12 protein-coding genes and 1 pseudogene are annotated in these 20227 nt (G+C 65.8%); 9 read left to right on the forward strand and 4 right to left on the reverse strand.

The features are described from left to right. Window positions 1-171: 171 nt before the first annotated feature. Window positions 172-1941, reverse strand: coding sequence for an ATP-dependent nuclease (locus ACIQF0_RS26360; RefSeq protein WP_401033391.1), 1770 nt, complete (start codon window positions 1939-1941; stop codon window positions 172-174). Window positions 1942-2757: 816 nt separating this feature from the next. Between ACIQF0_RS26360 and ACIQF0_RS26365 the strand changes: the two genes are divergently transcribed. Continuing rightward, window positions 2758-4731: a Piwi domain-containing protein gene (locus ACIQF0_RS26365; RefSeq protein ID WP_401033393.1), complete on the forward strand. Its 1974-nt coding sequence runs from the start codon at window positions 2758-2760 to the stop codon at window positions 4729-4731. Beyond that, a complete protein-coding gene (locus tag ACIQF0_RS26370) occupies window positions 4728-6008 on the forward strand; it encodes a hypothetical protein (RefSeq protein ID WP_401033395.1) in 1281 nt (426 codons plus the stop codon). Before ACIQF0_RS26365 ends, ACIQF0_RS26370 begins: the two co-directional genes overlap by 4 nt. 342 nt (window positions 6009-6350) lie before the next feature. On the opposite strand, the gene ACIQF0_RS26375 is transcribed toward ACIQF0_RS26370, so the two are convergent. Next, a complete protein-coding gene (locus ACIQF0_RS26375) occupies window positions 6351-9206 on the reverse strand; it encodes an NACHT domain-containing protein (protein ID WP_401033397.1) in 2856 nt (951 codons plus the stop codon). 596 nt (window positions 9207-9802) lie between these two features. Between ACIQF0_RS26375 and ACIQF0_RS26380 the strand changes: the two genes are divergently transcribed. Both ACIQF0_RS26380 and ACIQF0_RS26385 read left to right on the forward strand, forming a co-directional pair. Further along, window positions 9803-10756: a hypothetical protein gene (locus ACIQF0_RS26380; RefSeq protein WP_401033399.1), complete on the forward strand. Its 954-nt coding sequence runs from the start codon at window positions 9803-9805 to the stop codon at window positions 10754-10756. A gap of 795 nt (window positions 10757-11551) precedes the next feature. Beyond that, on the forward strand, window positions 11552-11716 hold the full coding sequence (locus tag ACIQF0_RS26385) for a hypothetical protein (protein WP_359844478.1): 165 nt from the start codon (window positions 11552-11554) through the stop codon (window positions 11714-11716). 246 nt (window positions 11717-11962) lie between these two features. Here the strand turns inward: ACIQF0_RS26385 and ACIQF0_RS26390 are convergent, their stop codons facing one another. After that, window positions 11963-12658 (reverse strand): hypothetical protein, encoded by a 696-nt coding sequence (locus tag ACIQF0_RS26390; protein WP_401033401.1) that lies wholly within the window; start codon window positions 12656-12658, stop codon window positions 11963-11965. 80 nt (window positions 12659-12738) lie between these two features. On the opposite strand from ACIQF0_RS26390, the pseudogene ACIQF0_RS26395 reads away from it, so the two are divergent. After that, a pseudogene (locus tag ACIQF0_RS26395) lies at window positions 12739-13166 on the forward strand (hypothetical protein); the annotation flags it as partial. 549 nt (window positions 13167-13715) lie between these two features. On the opposite strand, the gene ACIQF0_RS26400 reads toward ACIQF0_RS26395, so the two are convergent. Further along, entirely contained in the window at window positions 13716-15137 is a 1422-nt protein-coding gene (locus tag ACIQF0_RS26400; protein ID WP_401033403.1) for a hypothetical protein, read from the reverse strand. Between the two features lie 333 nt (window positions 15138-15470). Here ACIQF0_RS26400 and ACIQF0_RS26405 point away from each other — a divergent pair, with 333 nt between their 5' ends. From ACIQF0_RS26405 to ACIQF0_RS26420, 4 genes are read left to right on the forward strand one after another with little or no spacing between them, the layout of a single operon-like run. Further along, complete coding sequence (locus tag ACIQF0_RS26405; protein WP_401033405.1) at window positions 15471-16268, forward strand: hypothetical protein; 798 nt, start codon at window positions 15471-15473, stop codon at window positions 16266-16268. A 38-nt stretch (window positions 16269-16306) separates the two neighbouring features. Beyond that, window positions 16307-17434, forward strand: a complete 1128-nt coding sequence (locus ACIQF0_RS26410; protein ID WP_401033407.1) for a hypothetical protein — start codon at window positions 16307-16309, stop codon at window positions 17432-17434. Continuing rightward, window positions 17431-18903: a hypothetical protein gene (locus ACIQF0_RS26415; protein ID WP_401033409.1), complete on the forward strand. Its 1473-nt coding sequence runs from the start codon at window positions 17431-17433 to the stop codon at window positions 18901-18903. Before ACIQF0_RS26410 ends, ACIQF0_RS26415 begins: the two co-directional genes overlap by 4 nt. Further along, window positions 18900-20222, forward strand: coding sequence for an AAA domain-containing protein (locus ACIQF0_RS26420; protein WP_401033410.1), 1323 nt, complete (start codon window positions 18900-18902; stop codon window positions 20220-20222). The genes ACIQF0_RS26415 and ACIQF0_RS26420 overlap by 4 nt, the downstream gene beginning before the upstream one ends. The last annotated feature ends 5 nt before the right edge of the window (window positions 20223-20227 follow it).

Raw genomic sequence — 20227 nt, forward strand, 5'->3', positions numbered from 1 at the left:
ACTCCGAACGGCTGCCGGTGGTGTGGTGTGGTCCAGCGCGAGCACGCGCGAAGGTGGACGCCCCCAACTGGCTGGCACCAGTGGGAGCCTCCGACCGACGAACAACGCAAACACCGGATGCTCGCGCGCCGACGTGGCGGCGCAGAGCCCCAGGACGAGGCTGAGGCGTGGCTACTGTGCGGCTAGTTCGGTGAGTTCCTGAAAGATCTCCCGCAGTTGGCGTGGCACCTCGTCGGCGCTGCGCAGGGACAGGGCCAAGCCGACCATCATGGCCGGCTTGCCCGCAGGTCCCAGTTCGCTCTCCGTCTGGAGCATTTCCTGGACGTCCCCGCTGAACTTCTTGCCTGCCCGGTGCCGGGTGAAGTCGGCTGGAGTCCACGGCTCCGGCCTCGGCCAGCGTTCGTTCGCCACCCGAGCCCAGAGTTCGTCGGGGAACAGTTCCTCCAACTCCCGGACGTTGTCCGGCTGTCCCACGAAGACGACCACGTCGTCGAACCGATCTTCGAAGATCCGCCGGAGGGACGCCTCCTTGAACAGCGACTCGCGTTGGCTGTCCGCGTCGATCATCACGAGCACGTTCCGGCCGTGTTGGACGAGATACTTCCCGAGGTGCAGGGCGCCCGCGTTGTTGTCGCAGGACCAGAGCGCGACTCCGGCGGCTTGGAGCGAGAGTCCCTGGCTGAGCCGGAAGAGGTGCGGCACCGCTTGCTGCTCGGTGTCTCCCTCGACGGCGAGGAAGTAGCGTTCGTGCAGCAGCACCGAGTTGCGCAGACCGACGCTCGCGGCAATCTTGCCGAGGAAGTTGTCGATGTTGTCGTGCGTCTCGGTGCCGAGGCGCTCGACGACGGTGTGCCCGTCCTCGATCTTCAGGTGCACCACGTCGGCGATGTCCACGCCGTCGATCAGGTTCATCGAGTGCGTCGCGACCACGACGTTGACGTGCGGGATGGCGCTCTGCTCGCGGATGAGGTCCATGACCTTCCGCTGGTGGGTGTAGTCCAGATGGGTGTCTGGTTCGTCGTAGACGACGATCGTCTGGAGAGGCGTGGCCTGCTTTTCCCCGTCGGTGACCTGCTCCTGGGCCTGGTCCGCGAGAAGTTCGCTCGTCCACTCCCAGATGGCCAGCGAAATGCGCCGCTGACTGCCCAGCCCGGACCGGGTGAGGTCGACGGGGCCGCCGGCCTTGCGGGAGATGCGGATGCGGGTGCCGCGCAACGCCTGGCTGAACGAGACGTCCGGCTCGACCACGACGTCGGTGATGTCGGGGCACCGCTGCATGATGTGGTCGCAGAGCGTCTTCGACTCGGTGCTCAACCGCATCCGGACCTCTTCCTCCAGTTCGGTGAGCTTGCCCTGGAGGCTCGGGTCCTTGATGTGCGCGGAGAAGCTGGAACTCAACGCCACCTTGATCGCGTTCTCGGCGCTCGCCTTGGTGCCGTCGAACGACAACAGCCGGGGGAGCCGGTTCTTCAAGTCCTTCGGGAGAGGGATCCAGTCTTCTCCGCTGGAGTTGTCCTGGCCGTACGCGCGCAGAGCGGCGAGACGCTGCTCCTTGAGCGAGACGGGAGGCAGTCCGAGGTCCTTCATCAAGGCCGCGAGCTCGGGGGCCTTGTACTGGGACAGGTCCCGCAGCCGCGGGTCCGTGGGAACGGCGGCCCTGAGTTCCCACGAGGCGCTGGTGCCGTCGCTGATCCTGCGGATGCGGATCAGCGACGGCCGCTGGAAGGTCTGCTGTTCCCACTCGTCGAGGGCGAACTGCCCTTCGACCGCGATCGTCGCGCGGTGCTCTCCCGGGCCGCCGGTGGCGTAGGTGAGGTCGGCCTCTTCCACGGTGTGCTCGCCCAACAGGAAGCTGAGTCCGTCGAGCAGCGCGGTCTTGCCCCCGTCGTTGTGCCCGGCGACGAGTGTCGGCGAACTGACCGGAATGCCTTCGACCCGCATGAGCGAACGGAATCCGCTCACGGAGAAGTGAGTCAGGTCCATGTTTCGGGAATGCTCCGTTCTGCAAGGCCGCTGCGCTCCCCGAACCTGCCCGCGGTCTTGCTCATGTGAACTCCAGGGCGGCTGACGGCGCGCCCGAGACTCTGATGCTAACTCCGCCGCTAACCGGTTCCTCACCGGGACACGCCAAGCGAGTCGTCATGACTGAGTGCTGATTCGTTGCCCTGGCAGGAAGTGCGGGTTTGACAGTCCGTGGGGTTCGGCGCCGCGCCGTCCGCTGCGGGGCGATGGCCAGTTTGCCCGCCAGACTTGCGTTTGGACAGTTATGGGACAAATCAAGGACATTCGAGGTGAGTGAGGCACACACGGATGATCATTGATGTGTGGATGCGACAGTCCACATGGGTCACAGCCCGAGTAGGCGTCGCTGCAGGAGGGCACCCAAAATTGTCGGGGTCGCGTCGTAACCTCAGCTGATGGGGAACTTAGGAGACCTTCGAACACCAACCTGCAGCAGGGAGTCGTCGCTGTTCACGAACTTCATGCCCGTCCGGTTCTCCGGGCAAGCCATGGCCGGCGTGGTGCCCTTTGAGTCCGCGGATCAGTTGAAGGATCTCCGGGAGCGCCTGCGGGAGTCGCACGTGGTCGTCCGTGAACGCGGCAACATCATCTGCGTTCCGGTGGCCGAGGGCGCTGCACAGGTCGGCACGCAGCGCGTGGTCACGTCCGGCCCTGAAGACCTGCTGTTGCAGACCAGACTGCTCGAGGACCGTTTGCGGCGCGTGCTGATCACCGAGTGGAAGTACGAACTGCGGCGTGAGTATCCGATGCGGTTCGTGTTCGCGGCGGACCGGCGGGGACCTGCTGGCACAGGCGTTGGGGCGCGCCATCGGTGGGCTCCACGTGCATCCGGAGCACTCGATCGAGGTCCGCCGCAGTGGACCTCGTGGGTTTCCCGGTGTGGTGATCGGGATGAAGGCCCGCTACGAGATCGACATCCCCGCTGACATCCTGCTGAAGCGCGGGGTCGCCGTGGTGGGGACCTACGTGATGGCCGAGTCGGAGCTTGCGCGGAGCTGGCCAGGTCAGGATCCGCAGGCGAAGCGCGCACTCGTCGGCCGCGTGGTGGCGGTCGAAGGCGACGAGCTGGTCGTGCAAGGACGGGAGGGCGAGGTGAAGATCTACGCCGCACAGGCGTGGATCGAGCCGAACAAGGCCAACTTCCACTCGGTGCTCCGAAAGGTGTGCGGCCGTTCTTTCGACCGCGACCTGGTCGCGTTGGAGGGCAAGATCGCCGCGTTCAACGATGCGCAGCGGCGCATCGCGGACACGGACAAGATCGCGAAGGTAGTACTCGGCCTCGGACCCCTCGACGTCGCCGCAGGCATGAAGGCGCACCTCGCCATGCCGCTGCGCTTGAAGCAGGATCAGCCTTCGTATCTGCGGACGTTGACCGAGCCGACTTTTGTGTTCGACCACTCCGGCGACAAGACGGACCGGTACCCGGACTCCGGCCTGACCAAGTTCGGTCCCTTGGACGCGGAGTCGTTCACGCCGAAAGCGCCGACCATCGCCGTCGTGGTGCCCCGACAGTTCCAGGGCAGGGTGGAGACCTTCCTCAACAGGTTCCGCGACGGTGTGCGAGGTTCCTCGGCGTTCCCAGCGGGCTTCGTGCGCAAGTTCAGGCTGACGGACTGCACGTTCGTTCTCACGGCCTTCGACGGCGACGTTCAGGACGCTGCTGCGTACAAGCGAGCTTGCCTGAACGCCTTGGAGGCAAAGGAGAAGATCAACCTCGCGTTCGTCTTCACCAGCGCTGCCCAGGAACACCTGACGGGCAACGACAGCCCCTACCTCGTGTCGAAGTCGACTTTCATGAGTCAAGGGGTCGCGGTGCAGGAGTTCCAGGTCGAGAACATCACGGACCAGCCCAGCATCGCCTACCCGCTGACCACGATGGCGCTCGCCGTGTACGCCAAGCTGGGCGGGACCCCGTTCGCGATCAAGGACAGCGGCCAGCCCATGGCGCGAGAGCTGATCTTCGGTATCGGCAGCGCGCAGGTCGTTCAGGACCGCATGGTCAAGGGTGAGCGCTACGTCGGGATCACGACGGTGTTCAACACCGACGGCACCTATCTCGTGTCGAACGTCTCCAGGGAGGCGCCTTACGAGCAGTACCAGAAGGCGTTGCTGGACACGTTGCGCACGTGTCTCACCGAGGTCAGGGACCGGGAGGGGTGGCAGCCGAAGGACTTCGTCCGGTTGATCTTCCACGTCTTCAAGCCTTTGAAGGACGAGGAGGCCACCGCGGTGAAGGAGCTGGTGGCCGGGCTCACCACGGACTTCGCGGGTGTCGAGTTCGCGTTCGTCAACGTCGTCGCCGAGTCGCCGTGGATGATTCTCGACGAGAGGGCGGAGGGCATCAAGGCTGGACGGGGCTACAAGGGGAAGTGCGTCGCGAACCGCGGATTTGCCGTGCCGATCAGCAAGAGCGAGATGCTGGTGACGGTGACGGGACCGCGGGAGTTGAAGACCGAACGGCAGGGGGCACCTCGACCGTTGCTGCTCAAACTGCACCGCGAGTCCACCTTCACCGACATCGACTACCTCGCCGGTCAGCTCTTCAGGTTCACCGCCATGTCTTGGCGGAGGCCGTATCCGACCTCGAAGCCGGTGACCATCCTGTACTCAGACCTCATCGCCGGCTTGCTGGGCAAGCTGCGCCACGTGACGAACTGGAACTCGGACGTGGTCTTCGGAAAGTTGCGCTATAGCAGGTGGTTCCTGTGACCGAGCCCGACGACGTCCCAGCGGAACGCACGTACTTCGGCGGGCAGCTCCTGGCGTTTGCGGACCGGGTCGAGAGCGAGAACGTGCTGGGCAGCCTCGACGGCTTGTTCGCGCGCCACGTGCTCGGCGAAGGCACATCGATCCGGTGGCACGTCGAACCCCAACTTGACGAGTGGCTCAAGACCAACGCCGGTCGGCTGGAGTCGCATTCTGCGCTGGCGGTGTTGGGATATCTCGTCGACCTCCGACCGGAATGGCTTCCCGAGGTCAGCAACGTGCTGGTGAGCGGACTTGAACGGCTGGTCGGGCGTGACCCGTATCCGGGGGATCGGATCACGCCGATGTACTCGGCCGGCATCGTCCTCGGTCTCCACCTCGCGGCGCGAACGGTACGTGAACGTGTACCGGGTTTCCTGGACTGGTTGAGGAAGTCGTTCGACCATCGCCTGCGGGAACCCAACGACCTGTGGATCGACCTCATGCAGAGCCACGTTCTCGCCGAGCTGACCGGCGAGCCCGCAAAGGTCTCCGATCTGGCGGCGATGACGGACAACGCGCTTGTCGCCGCGTTCTACCTGCTCGCGTCCGGCACCGGCGTCACGCGGGAAACCCTGGAGGAGCTGCACGTCGCGAAGCGGCGGGCGATGCTCGCGTTCCTGCGCGCTGATCCCGCCCATCTGGAGGTTCGGCACGCCGCGTTGTGGCTCCACTTTGCGGAAGCGGTCGCAGCGACCAGCGCCGACCAGTTGGTCGTCAGCGTGCTCCAGGTGAGTCAGGTGCTGCGGCGGTTCCCGCCAGCGATGAAGCGGTGGGTGTGGGACCCCAGCCACCACAGGGACCCCAAGCGGTGGCGCGTCGACGCGGAACGGGAGGTGCAGGCCATCCTGTGGGTCATGCTCCGGGCCACGTTCGACGACGTGGTCGACGAGGAGAACCTGCCGAAGCTCGGGCACAGCGCATACCGCGCGGACTTCGCGCTGCCCAGCCTCGGGTTGCTCGTCGAGGTCAAGTACGTACGCACCAAGCACCACTTCAAGGAAGTGGAACAGGAGGTGATCATCGACTCGATCGGTTACCTCAAGGACAGCGAGCGCTACCGCGAGATCATCGTCTTCATCTACGACGACTCGTGTTCCACCGAGCACCACGACGAAACCCGACGAGCGCTGATCAACCTGCCGGGGATCACCGACGTGATCATCGTGTCGCTCCCAGGAGCGATCCCGTCAGCGGCCGAGCGCGCTGCCGTCCCGCCCTCTGGTCCGTCCGCGCCATAGGCACCGTGCTTCATCGCGTCAGGCGGTAGGCCGTCCACGTCCTGTTGAGCGGTGTCCGCTCGAGTTCGACGTCAACACGGTCGTTGAGGCTCAGCGGGTATCGTCCGCCAGGCCCGCGATCCGGGTCCTCGAACTTGATGCGGACCTGCGGCCAGCCCCGGTGTTCTCGCCGATGCGGCCGAGCACCGCCACCAGCCGGCGTTCCAGAACCGCCACGCTGCCAGGAATCCTCACCGCGGCCGCCCGGTGGTCAACGAAGCAGGCCAAGACTTCGAGCAGGCGTTAGTGAAGCTGCGTGATCTCATGCGCGAGAACCTTGGCTTTAGTCGCTGCTAGCGCGCTTCAAAGTTCCTGAGCCGGCGGTTTCGTCAGTCCCACGATGACGTCGACGTCGACCGGTTGGCGGGTATGCCAGTGCTGCAGCAGTTGATGTACCTCTGTGGCGTGCCGCCAGAGACGGGGATCGAGTCCGTTGACCAGCTCGATGATCGACCGCTGTAGCTCCGGATCACGGAAGTCCGCGGTCAGCGTGGTGGACTGCGTCAGCAGTTCAGCTGCGCGTTCGAGCCGTGAGCGTTGATCTGATGGCGGATGCGCCTCGGCGACCGAGCGCAGCAGGACGGAGTCGAGCGTTTCGCGTTCGCCTCTGGGACGGTCGAGGCCCTGGCGTTGCCAGATCTCGTTGCTGCTGTACATCCGCAACTCGTGGACGGCCTCCTCCAACGCTGGTGGCGGGTTGTTGCGGATCTTGTCCACCCGGCTGCGGGCACTGATCGAGGCGTCGCCAGGGTGTTGCGCCCAGGCGGCGAGAGCGTCCAGTGCCGTAACCGTCGCTTTCCCGTGACTGCTGATGCGGGTGTCGATGGCGTCCAGCACCAGGCGGATCAGATCGAGATCCCGGCTGGTGATGCGATGCACCACTGACATCAGGCGGTTGACGGTGTCGCCTGGGTACGTGTCGAGCAGCCGCAAGGCGCGGGTGAGCAGGAGCTGCGTGTATCGAGGCTGCTGAGCGGCGATGTCCTCGTCGAGCATGTCGAGTGCGAGCCGAGCACCGGGCATCAACCAACCGGCCAGCGAATCGGTAGTGTCGAGCTCCTGAAGCATGAGGATCATGTCACTGCGCAGGGGTTCGTGTTCGACGAAGACCCTGCTCGCCGCGAACAGCCAGGTGTTGCGCCAGTGGGCGGACACCGCGAGGTGCTTCAGCACCTCCAACAGCTTGGCATCTCCTGCGGTGAACAGCGCCCTGCCGGCCATGAGCTCCTGCAGGCTGCGCACTTCGAATCCGATGGTGGCCCTGGGCATGCCCACCAGCAGCACCAGGCGATCGGTGGCCAGCACCAGCAACCGCCCCGCCATCCACGTGGCCTTCTCCTCGTCGTACCCCTCCTCGACGAGCCGGTCGTGGATCATGCTTCGCAGATCGCGTTCGGGCAGGTGCGCTTCTGCCTCGCCCGCGTGCTCGGCGCGGATCTGCAGGAGCAGTCCGGCGCGCTCGTGCACGCGGTCGATGTTGTTGCGCTGTTGCTCCAGCAGTCGGGAATCGGGCGTGTCCTTGCCGACCTCACGCTCGTACAGGGTCTTGTAGTAGGCCTCGAACAGGCCGTGCCGGTCCTGTGGTGCCCGGGCTCGTCGTTCCAGCAGAAGCGTCATGATCGTGACCTGCAACGGCGTGTGCATGAGCCGTGCGGTGAGCGGCTCGGCCGCTGCGGTGCGCAGTCGCTGTACGAGCAGGTCGTGCATTTCCGGGTCGTCCGTGTACTGCAGGCGCGCGAGGTGCTCGGCGTACTCCAGCGAATTGTCGGCGCGCATGGGCTGCAAGGTGAGCTGGCGGTAGTACGCCGGGCTCAGCTCGCCTCGGTATCCCTGTGGCCGGGTGGTGGCGACCACCAGCAGGTCGGCTTCCGCCTGCGCCGCGTCAACGAGGAAGTCGCGGACGGCGGAGAGCGTCGCCTCGCGGGTCTCGGGGTCAGCGACTTCGTCCAGGCCGTCGAGCACCACCAACCAGGGCCACTCCCGCAACCACGCGCGGGTCATCAGCGCGTTGATCGGACCGGTCGCGCGCGCAAGGTCGGCGATGTAGTCAAGCAGGCTGATCGAGGGACGTACCGCCAGCGCGTCTGCGAACTGGCTCAACGCGACCCGCACCGGCCATCGGTTGCATCGGGGCGTCGGGATGTTCAGCGTGCTCAGGTGGTCCTGATAACGCCGGAGCATCTCCGGCACGTCCGGCCCCAGCGTGTGGGACGGGCGCTCGGACAGCAAGGCCACTCGGTACACCTGGCACAACAGTTGTCCCAGGGTGGTCTTGCCCTGCCCCGGACCGCCGACGACCGTGAGGTGCGGTAGATCCGCGGATGCGGGTTTCCCTCGCCGGATTCGGTTGCCGTGCTGGACGATGTGGGCGACGACGCCCTCGACGGCTTCGGTGTGGCTCTCCCCGTCAGGACCGGGTTCGAGTTGGGCGGGTAGGTCGATCGCGACGTTGCTCAGTTGCAGCTTGCGATTGTTCGGCGCTCCGGCCTGGCCCAGCCGGACCCACTGCTGTGCCATCAGTTCCTTGGCCGCCTGGCCGGTCAGCAGCGTGGAGAAATCAGTAGGAGGAACTTGATCGGGCTTCAGCGATGTCAGCGCCCGGTAGGCCTCGGACAACACGTCACCCGTCAGGGTGAAGCCGGAGTAGGTGCGTCGTACTCCGTCGTGGACGTCGAGGAAGCGGCAGATCTGGTCGTGGTGCCACACCGCCCAGTCCTTGAGCTCAAGGCCTTTGGTGGTCACGTAATGGCGAATGAGTTGATCGACCTTGTCGATGCCGCCTCGGCCAGGATCAGGTGACAGCACGACGTTGGTGCTGAAGACCAGGTACTGGGGAAGCCGTCCTTTGGTGGTGCGCCTGGCACCGACCTTGACCCAGTTCTCCAGCTCCTTGCGGACCTCGCCGAGGAACCAGTCGGTGTCCGGTCCGGTCTGGCCTGCGGTGCGGCGGAACTTGGCTTGCAAGATCCCGTAGCCGTTCCACGGTCCGGACGCAGGCTCAGGCTGCGGATAGCGCATCCGCCCTTCGAAGGTGGCTTCGCGACCGCCGTCGGGTCCCGCTCCGAACACGGACACCGCACCACCCAGTACCGCGATGGTCAGCGACTGCGACATCTCCTCGAACTCCTGGGCTCCCAACCGGGTCAAGTCGTACCGCACCCAGACGTCCTTCCCCTCTTGGAAGCCGCCAACTTGCTTGGCGCATCTCCAAGAACCTTACTGGCATGCCAGACGAGTTGATCTCCGAGCGTCCCCGGCCTGAAGCGCACCGGGGACTCGCCAAAGCGGGTGCGCCGGAGAAAGTAGGCTCATCCGGTGAGCGTCAAGGCTCGTGCGGGCAAGAGAAGCATCGCCGGCGCCTCGGGCGATGCCGGTGGCGGGTTCGTCGTGCTGTCGAGGCGTACACGGTGGCGCACAGCCTGTCTTGGACTCCGTTGGCAGGGTTGGACATTCCGTCCACGAATGCTCGGTGACCTCGGTTAGTCCGGCGACGAGGACACGGTCGACGATCTTCGCGTCGAGTTGCTCAGCGATGGGATCGACGGGGACAGCTTGGCAGCGTCGGCGGAGGCGGCGCTTCTCGCGTTCCAGCTGGGCATGGAGTCCGAGTACCTCGGCCTTGTGGGCACACTGCTGAAACACGACAGATGGAGTTCTGCCTCGGTCGCACTGCGCGCTGTGGACCCGGCCATCACGCGGCTGGTCGCGGACGGGCTGGAACGAATCAGATCACCAGCACCGGATGGGACGGGCGCATGAAGATCGTCGGCATTTACCAGCTGTACCTCGGGTACGTGCTTCCTCGACTGAACGAGGGGGAGGAGGCCGGGCAGATCGGGATCGACGCGGGTGACTTCAGAGCGTGGGTTCGTCCGAAGGCGTTGGGCGACCCGCTGTTTCCCGAAGACATTGATGTCACGCTTTCGAGCATGCAGATATCGACCGCCCGTGCGGACGGATCCGAGGGAAAGCTGGATTTTGCGGTGGAATCGACCTGCCTCGACCGGGTGCAGGTCGTCCTGGAATGGGAGGTGGATCCCGACGCCTTCGACGTGGACGAAGAATTTCAACGGTCATTGGACCGAGTCACGATCATGGCCGACTACTACCTAGACCACCTCCGTTTCGTGGCGAACTCCCCGTTCGTGAAACGAATCGACCGTTCGTGGAGGACTCAGGACGACCGATTCGTCATCAACGTTCCTTACAGCTGCACGTGGTTCAACGGAGACGACAGATCGAGTCTGGGCGTTTTTGGTCCAGGGGTCAATGGTGTCGCGAAGTCCAACAGCATCAGATCGCCTGAAACCGGCGTAGCGGATCTGGCCGCTCTCGAGACCAGCCTGGGCACGGCGTTGCCGCCCCCGTTGCACCGCTCACTCATCATCGACGCCGAGGAACACCTTCACGGCACAGTGCTGCGGGAAGCCGTCCTGTCCATGGCCAGCGCTTGTGAGATCGCCGCGCATCTTCTCATCGCCAGGAATGGAGGCGAGCGAGACGGAACGATTGCCCCAGTTCTGTCCAGGCGCAACGTGCCCTTCGCGCAACGGTATTATGACGATCTTCCCAGCGCTGTGGCGGCGAGGTCGCTGCGGACGGAGGACGCCGAGAGTTTCGATCTGGTCCAGGAGATGTATGGGCAACGGAACTGGCTGATGCACAGGGGGAGCCTTCAAGGACGACTTCCTCGATCCCGGCCGGCGTGATCAGCATCGTCGGGTTCATTCGTGGCTTGCCGCGGCGCGAACAGCGGTCTCATGGATCGACACGATCTGAGCCTCCCGCGCACTCGTGTCAGCGTCACGCTGACGGCGGTCAACGAGCATGGCGCTATAAGCAGGAGAACACACCGGTGTCACTGCCCAGCGTCAGCACTCACTGCTCGCTAAGCCTGGAGGAGTGGATCTTTGTTGACTGTGTGGACTGACAGCAACACTCTTCACAATTCGTCAACTGCGTTTAGTTGCGTTGGACATCCTGCTTTTGCAGGTCAGCGGCGCGTAAACCCGTATCTGGGGGTTATGGGGTCTGCCAAGCTAGGGCAGGCGTTTACCGAGACGGTTCGCGGGCGACTTGATCAGCCCTAGGAGGAAGCTGCCGAGGCGGATGACTCTGACGCCTGGTGACCACTTAGGTGGCGGCGAAGAGGTCACGAGCAGTCCTGCGAGCCTCAATTCGCTGACCTGCGGATTGCGAATCTCGATGACAAGACTTCGCGTAGATCTGGCGAGTTGAGGGAGGACTTCTGCTCCCAATCTGCTCCCATGCAACGCAAACGGGGTATCGATGAAGATCATCGATACCCCGTTTGACCAGGTAAAACACACTGTGGGCGATACTGGGATCGAACCAGTGACCTCTTCGGTGTGAACTAAGGCACCGATACCGCGCTGACCTGCGGAAACGACACTCCTGCAGGTCGGCGCGGTTCCGTTCAGGTCCATTGAGGACAGTTCGGGCACGTTGAACGCACGGAGTTGCTCCCAATCTGCTCCCACTCCGTGCTCCCAAGGCTCATCGGCTCTGTCCGTCTGAGGTCGGCGTGCGAGCACGACTACCGCGAACTCAAAGAAGGACTCGGCCTGGACCACTCCGAAGGCCGCGCCTGGCTCGGCTGGCACCACCACGCCACCCTCGCCGCCGTCGCCCAGGCCATCTGCACCTAGCTCCGCCGCACCCCAAAAGCCCCTGCGGAGGCCTGAGCTTCTACGCGGTCCTGCGCGAACTCCAGGCCCTACTCGCGGTGTGGACAGGCGTCTGCCACACCTGCCGGCAACCCGTCCAGACCCAGACACTCACATCCGCAACGACCCAGGTCAACAAGACCTAACAAAGCACTACTAGGCGTGCTGGTCTGGACGGTTGTGGCGTCGGAGCGGCAAGGCAAGCCAAGGCAGGGCAAGGCGGCATCGTCAGCTTGAATGCCCGGTCTCGCCGAACTCGAACTGGGCCGACTTCCCAGCTGTGTAGGCGGCCTGAAGGCGCGGTGTTGCGTGGCCGAAGCTTGGGTACAGCAGGTGGTCCTCGGGTAGGTCGTCGCCGCGGTATGGGCACCACCCGATCTGGCCGTGGACCTTCAAGATGATCTGGCCGCAGAGGCTGCAATCCGTCCACCACCAGGGCGAGGTGCCGGGCTCTGCACCTTCTTGAGGGGTGATCATGTAGGCAGTGGGTCCGAAGCCAAGCTCCCATTTGGCAGGCCCGGTGGGGAAAGGTGCCCATCCGATGTCGTCGACCCAGCGGTACTCCGGCACATGGTCCACGAACTCGTTGAGGCTCATGTTGGTCAAGCTGGCTGGGGCAGGCAAGTCCATCTCGCCGAAGTAGATGCAGGTCCGGAGACCCGTTCCAGTGCTTAGCGCCTGCGCCTTGCGGACTTCGACGTCGGTCGGGAACTCGCCCTTCACCTCGAACCACATCGCCAGCTCGGTGTTCGGGTAGAGCTGGAAGTCGGGTAGATACGCTCCGGCATCACCGAGGCTGAAGCCCTCGGGCTCGTAACGCCATGGGATAGCGAGGGTGTCGAAGAAGACCGCCCACCTGGCCTCTCGGCGGGACCTGAACCGGTAGCCCGCGTAGCGAGTCTTGATCGGGGTGATTCGCCCCATGGACCGTCTCCTCGAGATAGGTAAGAGGTCGCGCAGATTGGGTGGGGCGGCCTCACCCGCTATGAGGAGCAGGCACACCTATGGTGATCACGAAGCTGAATACGATTCGTGATCACCATAGGTGTGCCTGCGCGTTGCCATCATGGCTGACTGCCACACCGTGGGACCAGTTTGGCGCGCTGATCCCACTTCGACCAGTGATCGATCCCACCCATCCGCTGGGCTGCTGCCGGCGCCGGATCTAGGATCGGATCGTGTTCGAGAAGCTCGTCCAGGTGTTGCGGTTCGCTGTTCGTACGAGGCGATAGCCGACACCACGTGCTCGGCGTTCACGATCCGCAACCGACGCGACGAATGGATCAAAGCCGGATTGTTCACCCAGTTCAAGCAGATCGCGCTGGAGGCGTACGACCGCATGGTGGGCCTGTTGCTGGAGAATATCGCGGTGGACGGGTGCATCACCAAGGCTCCAAGCGGTTCGCGCGCCGCCCACCCAACAGCGGCGGACTCCTCCACACCAGCGCACCCGCACTCCCACTCGGCGGCTACGAAATCCGTGTCACCGGAACCCATTCCGGCTCACCCATCATGCCCGTCACCGCCCCGATTCTCGTCTGGGACCCTGCAACCGCCGCTGTCTGAAGCCCCGGCACGTACCCGTACGGCGTCCGCTCATCGGCATGAGTGCGGCACACGATCAGCGGCATAGAGCGGATGCAGTCCGTGCCCGCGCCGGTCAAGGTCGTAGTGTGGACAACCGGGCAGCGACCGTCCGGTCGTCGTCCGGCTGGGCGAACCGGGATCGTGTCAAGTCCGTCGTCACAAACGTTCGGATGATGAACAGGTCGTGGTTGCCCTGCCCTAAGTCCAGGTACGCCCCTGCCGCGCCGGCCGCAGGGCGGAGATTGCTCGAGAAGCGAGCGTCGGGCTCAACGCAGCGATCACACGCGCGAAGAAGCCTGCTCCGTTGGCGCCACGCAAGTCGTTTCCCACTTCGTCCTTGTGTTCGGACTGCTTCGTCGTCCTGCGTTGTGCTCTGGACCGCTGCGGCGACGCCCTAGCGTTGCCACCACCGGCGGCGTTGTCGATCGTCTTGGGAAACAACGGGCGCGGTCGAGGGAGGTGGCGTTTTGATCAGAGTCGTTCGGATGGTCTGCCAGTCCCCGGACCTCCACCAGTCGAACAACTGCCGCGTGGAGATGACCGGGACTTTGAGAGACTGGATGAACTCGCGGCGCTGGTAGACCTCCGGCACGCGCTGGTCCGGCGGCAGCCTGCGTTCGTGGTTGACGATCAGTGCCCCGTCCGCCACGGGCGTATCGGGCCTGATCTGGGGCCACGTGTCCAGGTGGCGTTGAAGGTCGGAGACGAGGCCTTCCTTGGCGCGACCGCTTTCGGACTTCACTTCGACGAGCACGTTGACGGCGTCGAAGGTGGCCAGCAGGTCGGCGGAGCGGGTGGCGCCCAGTTCCTCATCAAGGTCGATGACGTCGAACCCGGCGTCGACGAGTACTTGGCCGACTGCCTTGGCAAGTACAGCGCCGGTGCCGTGGAACAACCCGTCGCGCACGTCGTCGGCGGCGGCTTTGGCGTCGGCTGCCTGCTGTTCGAGAGTGGCGCGCTCTTCCGCGTGGCGGACCATCATCTCGGACAGTGCCTGCCGTGTTGCCGCTTCCGCCTGCGTCTCGAGGCTCGGGTCGACTGCGGAGGAGGTGCGGTGGCGCCGTGCCGCTTCCGGGTTGTAGTAGGGGATCGCCTGGTGGGACAGCCAGTCGAGCACCGTGTTCCAGTCGAACCCGTCCGGGAGGATGTAGCAGCGCTGGGAACCGTCCGACGGAACCCACACCGCTGCCACTGGAGCGCCGAGCTGGTCGAGCAGGAGGGGACAGAGGTCGCCGTCCGGCTCGGCTTGGTGACGGAGTGCGCCGCTCGGCGAGTACGTGTGGTTTGCCTGCAGACTCAGACCCCACCATGGGGCGTTGTCCGGAGCGCTGTTGCGCAAGCGTAGGGCGAGGTCGCGATCCGGTTGACCGAGGTCGGCGGCCAAGTTCGGTTTGACACCGGTCGGAAGTCGTTCACCGCGGACGTAGGTGTCGGCATCGGACAAGCTGACCGCCGTCGACCCTGTCTGATCGAAGACGGAGAACTGATTCGCCGGCCTCTTCACGGGCCCAACGACCGTGATCACCAAGGCCGTTTCCGCCCGTTGGAGCGCACCGGACAGAAAACGCCTGACCGCGGTGTCACCTGCGGCCTCGAAGAGCTTCGGCTCGAGAGTTGCAACGCAGTCGGAGGTCTCCGAGCCGATCCAGCGAGGTTCGAGGCCGTGAACGGCCCAGTCGATTTCAACGGACCTGAGGGTGGACTGCCGGGCTGGACCATTGCCGAGAGGGCGTCGCTGCGCCGGGCGTTTCGCCGTGATCTCATCGCGCGCGGCCGGGGAGAGATGGCCGATGTGGACCGGCAGCCGAGCGTCCATTTCGCCATGTTAACGAGCCGCGCGGCCCGCAGGAGTTCCGACTGTCGGGCGGGCCGCTGCTGCGCGCTCAAGTGCAAGCAGGCCGCCGACCGCGACCGTCACATTGCGGGGGCCGTCCGTTAGTTGACGCGGGGAGCCTTGACGGTTCCGTTGTAACGCGTTCAGCGGTCTGCTCGACCAACACTCCAACGAAAGGTCCGGCACTCGATCGAGTGGTTCAACGACATGAGCTGATCCAGTCGGCGCAGGTAGGGAAGGGTTGCAGCCCTTGGTTGCAAATGCAATGCTGGGCATATACTGGGAGATACTGGGATAGGTGATACGGTTCTGTTCATGACGGAGGCACTGGAGAACCTCGAGCGGCAGATCGACGAGTTGCGCGCCCAGGTGCGCCGCGCGGCGACCTCGGGTGATCCGGTTCGGGCACGTGAGTTGCGCGCTGATCTGCGCAGGATGGAACAGGCGTGGGAGAACGCCCTCGCCGCGCTGACCGCTCCTGTCGCGGAAGTGGGCGAACCGGCGCAGACCGGGTCCATCCTCCCCGCGCGGGAACAGGTCCATCAGGCGCTCGTGCTCCTGACGGTCCCGTCAGCGCCCAAGCTGGTCGTCTCCGTGCACACTGCCGTGTTCGGCGGTGACCTCACGAGCGTCAAGCTCACCAGCCTGAAGCGGGACGAGGAGCGGTCGTTCCGGTCGTCACCCCACGCCCGGCCGTACTACCTCTGCAACGCGCTGACCTACGACAGACTCGTTCCCGCCCGTGGTCTCGTGGCCGTGTCCACTTGGCCGTTGGCACGGCGGGTGGTCGGGCCGTTGAGCGCGCGGGTCGACTTCCTCCGCGTGGGCATCGCGCTCGCGCACCAGGTCGAGCGCATGAGCGCCCCGACTGCACCGGTGCTGCGACTGCTCTGGCAGTACGCGGCGAACATCCCGGACGCCGCACCCACGTTCGACGCGATGCAGCCAGCGGTGGTCGCCGCCGCCGCAGCCGCAGAGCTGAGCGTGCACGAGGACGCCGATCTCGCGCATCGCGAGGACGCGGCCGAGCGAGCCCGGACCCAGCTCGATGAGACCCATCAGCTGTTCGGCTCCAGCTTGAAGGTCGTACGTCGTACCGCGACCGACTCCTGAACCACCCTCCTCACGGAGCACCCCGAGAAAGAAGCACGGTGACTGAACCGAATTCGCGCTTGGACGGCATTCGGGGGCCGGCCGAGCCGACGAAGCACAACGCCAGGACGATCGCAGCGCTGACCAGCAACCCCGGCTGTGCGCGCAGGCGAGTCCTCGATGCCGCCGGCGTCGACAAGAAAGCCCTTGCCGAGTTCCTGGGTGACCCCGCGCCCTTCGGCGATTCCCCGTTCGCACTCGCTCGCGGCAACGTGTTCGAGTCCATCGTCAAGGCCAACGGCGCCGCAGAACTGATCCGGCTGCTGCGGGAGATGCTCGGCCTGTCGTTGCCCGAGGTCGCTTACCACGCCCTGGACAACGTCGCCGGGCGTGAGTCGCTCGACACCCGTCACCGCCGTTCGGTCCAGCTGCTGCGCGACGCCGCGCGGTCCGCTGAGGACTCCGGCACGTTGTTCGCCCATCCCTTGCTGCGCTTGGACATTGGTGGACGGGCCGTGTACCTCGAGCCCGACCTGATCGCGTTTCAGATCGCAGGCCGCTTCCACATCGTGGAGATCAAGTCGTTCCCGGTGATCGACCGGTGCGCGGAACCCGGGAAGGTGGCAGCCGCCGCGATCCAGTCGGCGGTCTACGTCATGGCGATGCGCGACTTCGTCGCCGGCCTCGGTCACGACCCGGAGATCGTCTCGCACGACGTGGTCCTGGTGTGCCCGAAGGACTTCTCAAACACGCCGACCGCAGCCCTGATCGACGTGCGCAAGCAGCTCACCACGCTTCGGCGCCAGCTCGACCGTCTCGAGGACCTCGACTCGATCCTGGGGGTGCTCCCGCCCGGACTGACGCTGGAACTGCGGCCGGACAGCACGGGCGCACCGACGCGTCCGGTCGGCGAGTTGGACGAGGCGCTGAAGCACCTCGAACCCCGTTACGCACCCGAGTGCCTCTCGGCGTGCGAGATGTCGTTGCGGTGCCGTGAGGAGTCCCAGGGGCGGACCGAGGCGCTGGGCCGGTCCGTCCAGGAACAGCTCGGAGGGATCGAGTTCGTCTCCGAAGCGCTGTCCCTGGCCGCGGGCACGCGGCCGCCGTCCGTCCACGAGGAAGAGGCCGCGCGCGTGCTCCGCACCGCTCACCGCCTCCGCACCCGATGCCTGGGAGAGACCGCATGACCACGTTGACCGCCTTGGCGCGGGCGCACGCGGTGGAATCCGGTTGTGCACAGCCCATCACCACAGTGCGGCACGTCCACGTCGCCGACCGGCCGTTCGTGTGCGTGCAGTTGGCGCTCGCCGGTGAGGCGAACGCACCACTGGCCGCGCTGGTCGGAGACGAGCGTGAGCGCCCTCGCCTGCTCGTCGTCCACCAGCCGCGTGACCGCGACCAGCGGTTCGGGTTCGCACACCGCCTGGGGCAGCTGTTCCAGGGCTACATCGCGAGGTTCCCATCGGTCGTCCAGGAACGGGTGCACGAGTCCACCAGGCCGGTGGACGGACCACAGCTGTGGGTGCCCAACCCGAGGTCGACCGCGTTCCTGAAGCTGTTCGGCCGTTCGACCCGGTACCGCTCGGTGGACGGCCCGTACCCCGTCGAGGAAACGGTGCCGCGGCTCGGCCGGTGGCTCACGCAGTTCGTCCACGAGGCGGAGTACCCGGGCCAGTCGATGCTGCTGGAGGCGACGACTGTGCTGGCTCAGCACTGGGCCACCGGGCAGAGCGCGGTGGAGGACGCGCACCTCCCCGCCTTGATGGCGTGGCTGCGGCCGCCGGACGGTATGAACGGCCGGGCGGCCGCGCTCGCGGCCGAGGACCCGGTGACCCATCCGCCCGCGGGGCCCGCGACCGACCCGACCTTCGACCGGGAGGTGCTGGCACCGGCGATGGCGGCCTACGACGCCGCGAGCACTCCGGTCGCGCTCCGCACCGCCAGGGAACGGCTCGAGTCCGCGTTGCGAGGGCAGCTCGCACCGACGTGGGACCTCGTGTGGCAGGCGATCGACCTGATGAGGCAGCTGCCGCCGGGCGAGCGGGTGGTCAGGAGATGGGTGCGTGACGTCCGGTCGAACCAGACCTTCTACGCCCGTCTCAACGACGGCAGTCCTCCTCAGCCGAAGCGTGACGGCGCGGTGGCTGCGGCCAGGAGGCTGAGTCGGCTGGAACGGACGCAGGCCAACTACGAGGCACAGCGGGCGTTCGATGACCCACTGGTCATGGCCGAGCACCGCCTCGCCGGCAACGCCTTCGTCGGCACCGTCGTCGAGGTCGAGGTGGACCGCTTCGCGGGGAAGGCGCGGCGACCGCTGATCAAGGTGCGGACCGACGACCCCGTGTCGCTCGTCTCCGGAACGCTCCTCGACCCACGCCGGGAACGTCAGAAGGCCGAGATCCTGGAGGTGGAGCAGGACGCCGGCGCCCTGATCATCTCCTTGGAGCTCGCGGGTGGGATGGGGAACAAGACGAAGGAGCCACCTCCTCCCCGGAGTCTGCCGGCGGAGGGCGAGGAAGTCTGTTACAGCGCGTTGAGCGACGAGTTCAAGCGAGATGGGGACTTCCCGAGCCTCGAGGAGACGCCGTGGACCCATGGCGGGCCGCCGGTGCCGGTGCGGGTGACGAACGAGGACGTGCAGGAGGACTGGTCGTGACCACAGTGGACCCTTCCGCCGCGGCGGACCGAGTCGTGGCCGCCGCATTGCACGATTTCCGCGAGACCGACCACCGCGGAGTCGTGGTCGACTCACCTCCCGGCGCGGGAAAGTCGACCCTGGTCGTCCGCGCGAGTACCGAAATGGCGGCCGACGGTGAGACCGTGATGGTGGTCGCTCAGACCAACGCGCAGGTCGACGACCTGATCGACCGGATGGCCCGACACGCGCCCGGCGTGACGATCGGCCGGTTGGACGGCACCGACTACGTGCCGGACCGCCGGATCGCACATCCCAACGTTGCCCACAGCCGCAAGCTCGACGAGCTGGGACGGCCGCAGATCACCATCGCCACGGCGAAGAAGTGGTCCTACGTCAAAGATGTCAGTTGGCAGAGGGCGATCATCGACGAGGCCTACCAGATGAGGTCGGACGCCCTTCTCCAGGTCGCGAGGCTGTTCGACGAGGCTCTCTTCGTCGGCGATCCCGGGCAGCTGGACCCCTTCTCCACCATGGAGCTCGACCGCTGGGCAGGCCTGCCGTGGGATCCGATGCAGAGCGCGGTGGCGGCGATGCAGCGCAGCAACCCGGAGTTGCCCGTCCACCAGCTCCCGGTGTCCTGGAGGTTGTCGGCGGAGGCGGCGCCGGTCGTGTCGACGGCGTTCTACCCGTTCACGCCGTTCGACGCCGGAACAGGACCCGGACAACGTCAGATGGGTTTCACCACCCGCCCGCTCCGTCGCGGTGCGGTCGACGACACGCTCGAGATGGCCGCGACGACCGGCTGGGCATTGCACGAACTTCCACGCCAGCACACGATGCGCACCGACGCGGACGCCGTCGAGGCGATCGTGACCATCGCGCTGAGGCTGCTCGAACGCGGCACCGTCGTGACCTCGGCGCCCGATCAGGTCGAGCAGCCGGTGACGGCGAACCGCATCGCGATCGGCGCCGCACACCGAGACCAGGTCGCCGCGATCGAGCGCGAGCTCACCGCCCGCGGCGGCGCCGACATCACGGTCGACACGGCGAACCGCTTGCAGGGCGCCGAGTTCGACGTCGTCATCGTGCTGCACCCGCTGTCCGGGCGGAGGGACGCCACGGCGTTCCACCTCGAGTCCGGCCGGCTCTGCGTGTTGACCTCCCGGCACCGCCACGCCTGCATCGTCGTCGCCAGGGCCGGGATTCAGGAGCTCCTCGACGCACACCCCACGAGCGAGCCCATGCACATCGACGTGCCGGCGAAGTTCCCCGACGGCTGGGCCGCCAACCACTCCATGCTCGAACACCTGCGACGCCACCGGAATCCGGCGGCCTGAGAGAG

This window comes from Lentzea sp. NPDC092896, assembly GCF_044754905.1.
Classification (GTDB): Bacteria; Actinomycetota; Actinomycetes; order Mycobacteriales; family Pseudonocardiaceae; genus Lentzea.

Excerpts from the sequence above, each read along its gene's own strand:
- ACIQF0_RS26405 (WP_401033405.1), top strand. The coding sequence starts at position 15,471 with ATGACGGAGGCACTGGAGAACCTCGAGCGGCAGATCGACGAGTTGCGC.
- ACIQF0_RS26380 (WP_401033399.1), top strand. The coding sequence starts at position 9,803 with ATGAAGATCGTCGGCATTTACCAGCTGTACCTCGGGTACGTGCTTCCT.
- ACIQF0_RS26400 (WP_401033403.1), bottom strand. The coding sequence starts at position 15,137 with ATGGACGCTCGGCTGCCGGTCCACATCGGCCATCTCTCCCCGGCCGCG.
- ACIQF0_RS26390 (WP_401033401.1), bottom strand. The coding sequence starts at position 12,658 with ATGGGGCGAATCACCCCGATCAAGACTCGCTACGCGGGCTACCGGTTC.
- ACIQF0_RS26360 (WP_401033391.1), bottom strand. The coding sequence starts at position 1,941 with ATGCGGGTCGAAGGCATTCCGGTCAGTTCGCCGACACTCGTCGCCGGG.
- ACIQF0_RS26415 (WP_401033409.1), top strand. The coding sequence starts at position 17,431 with ATGACCACGTTGACCGCCTTGGCGCGGGCGCACGCGGTGGAATCCGGT.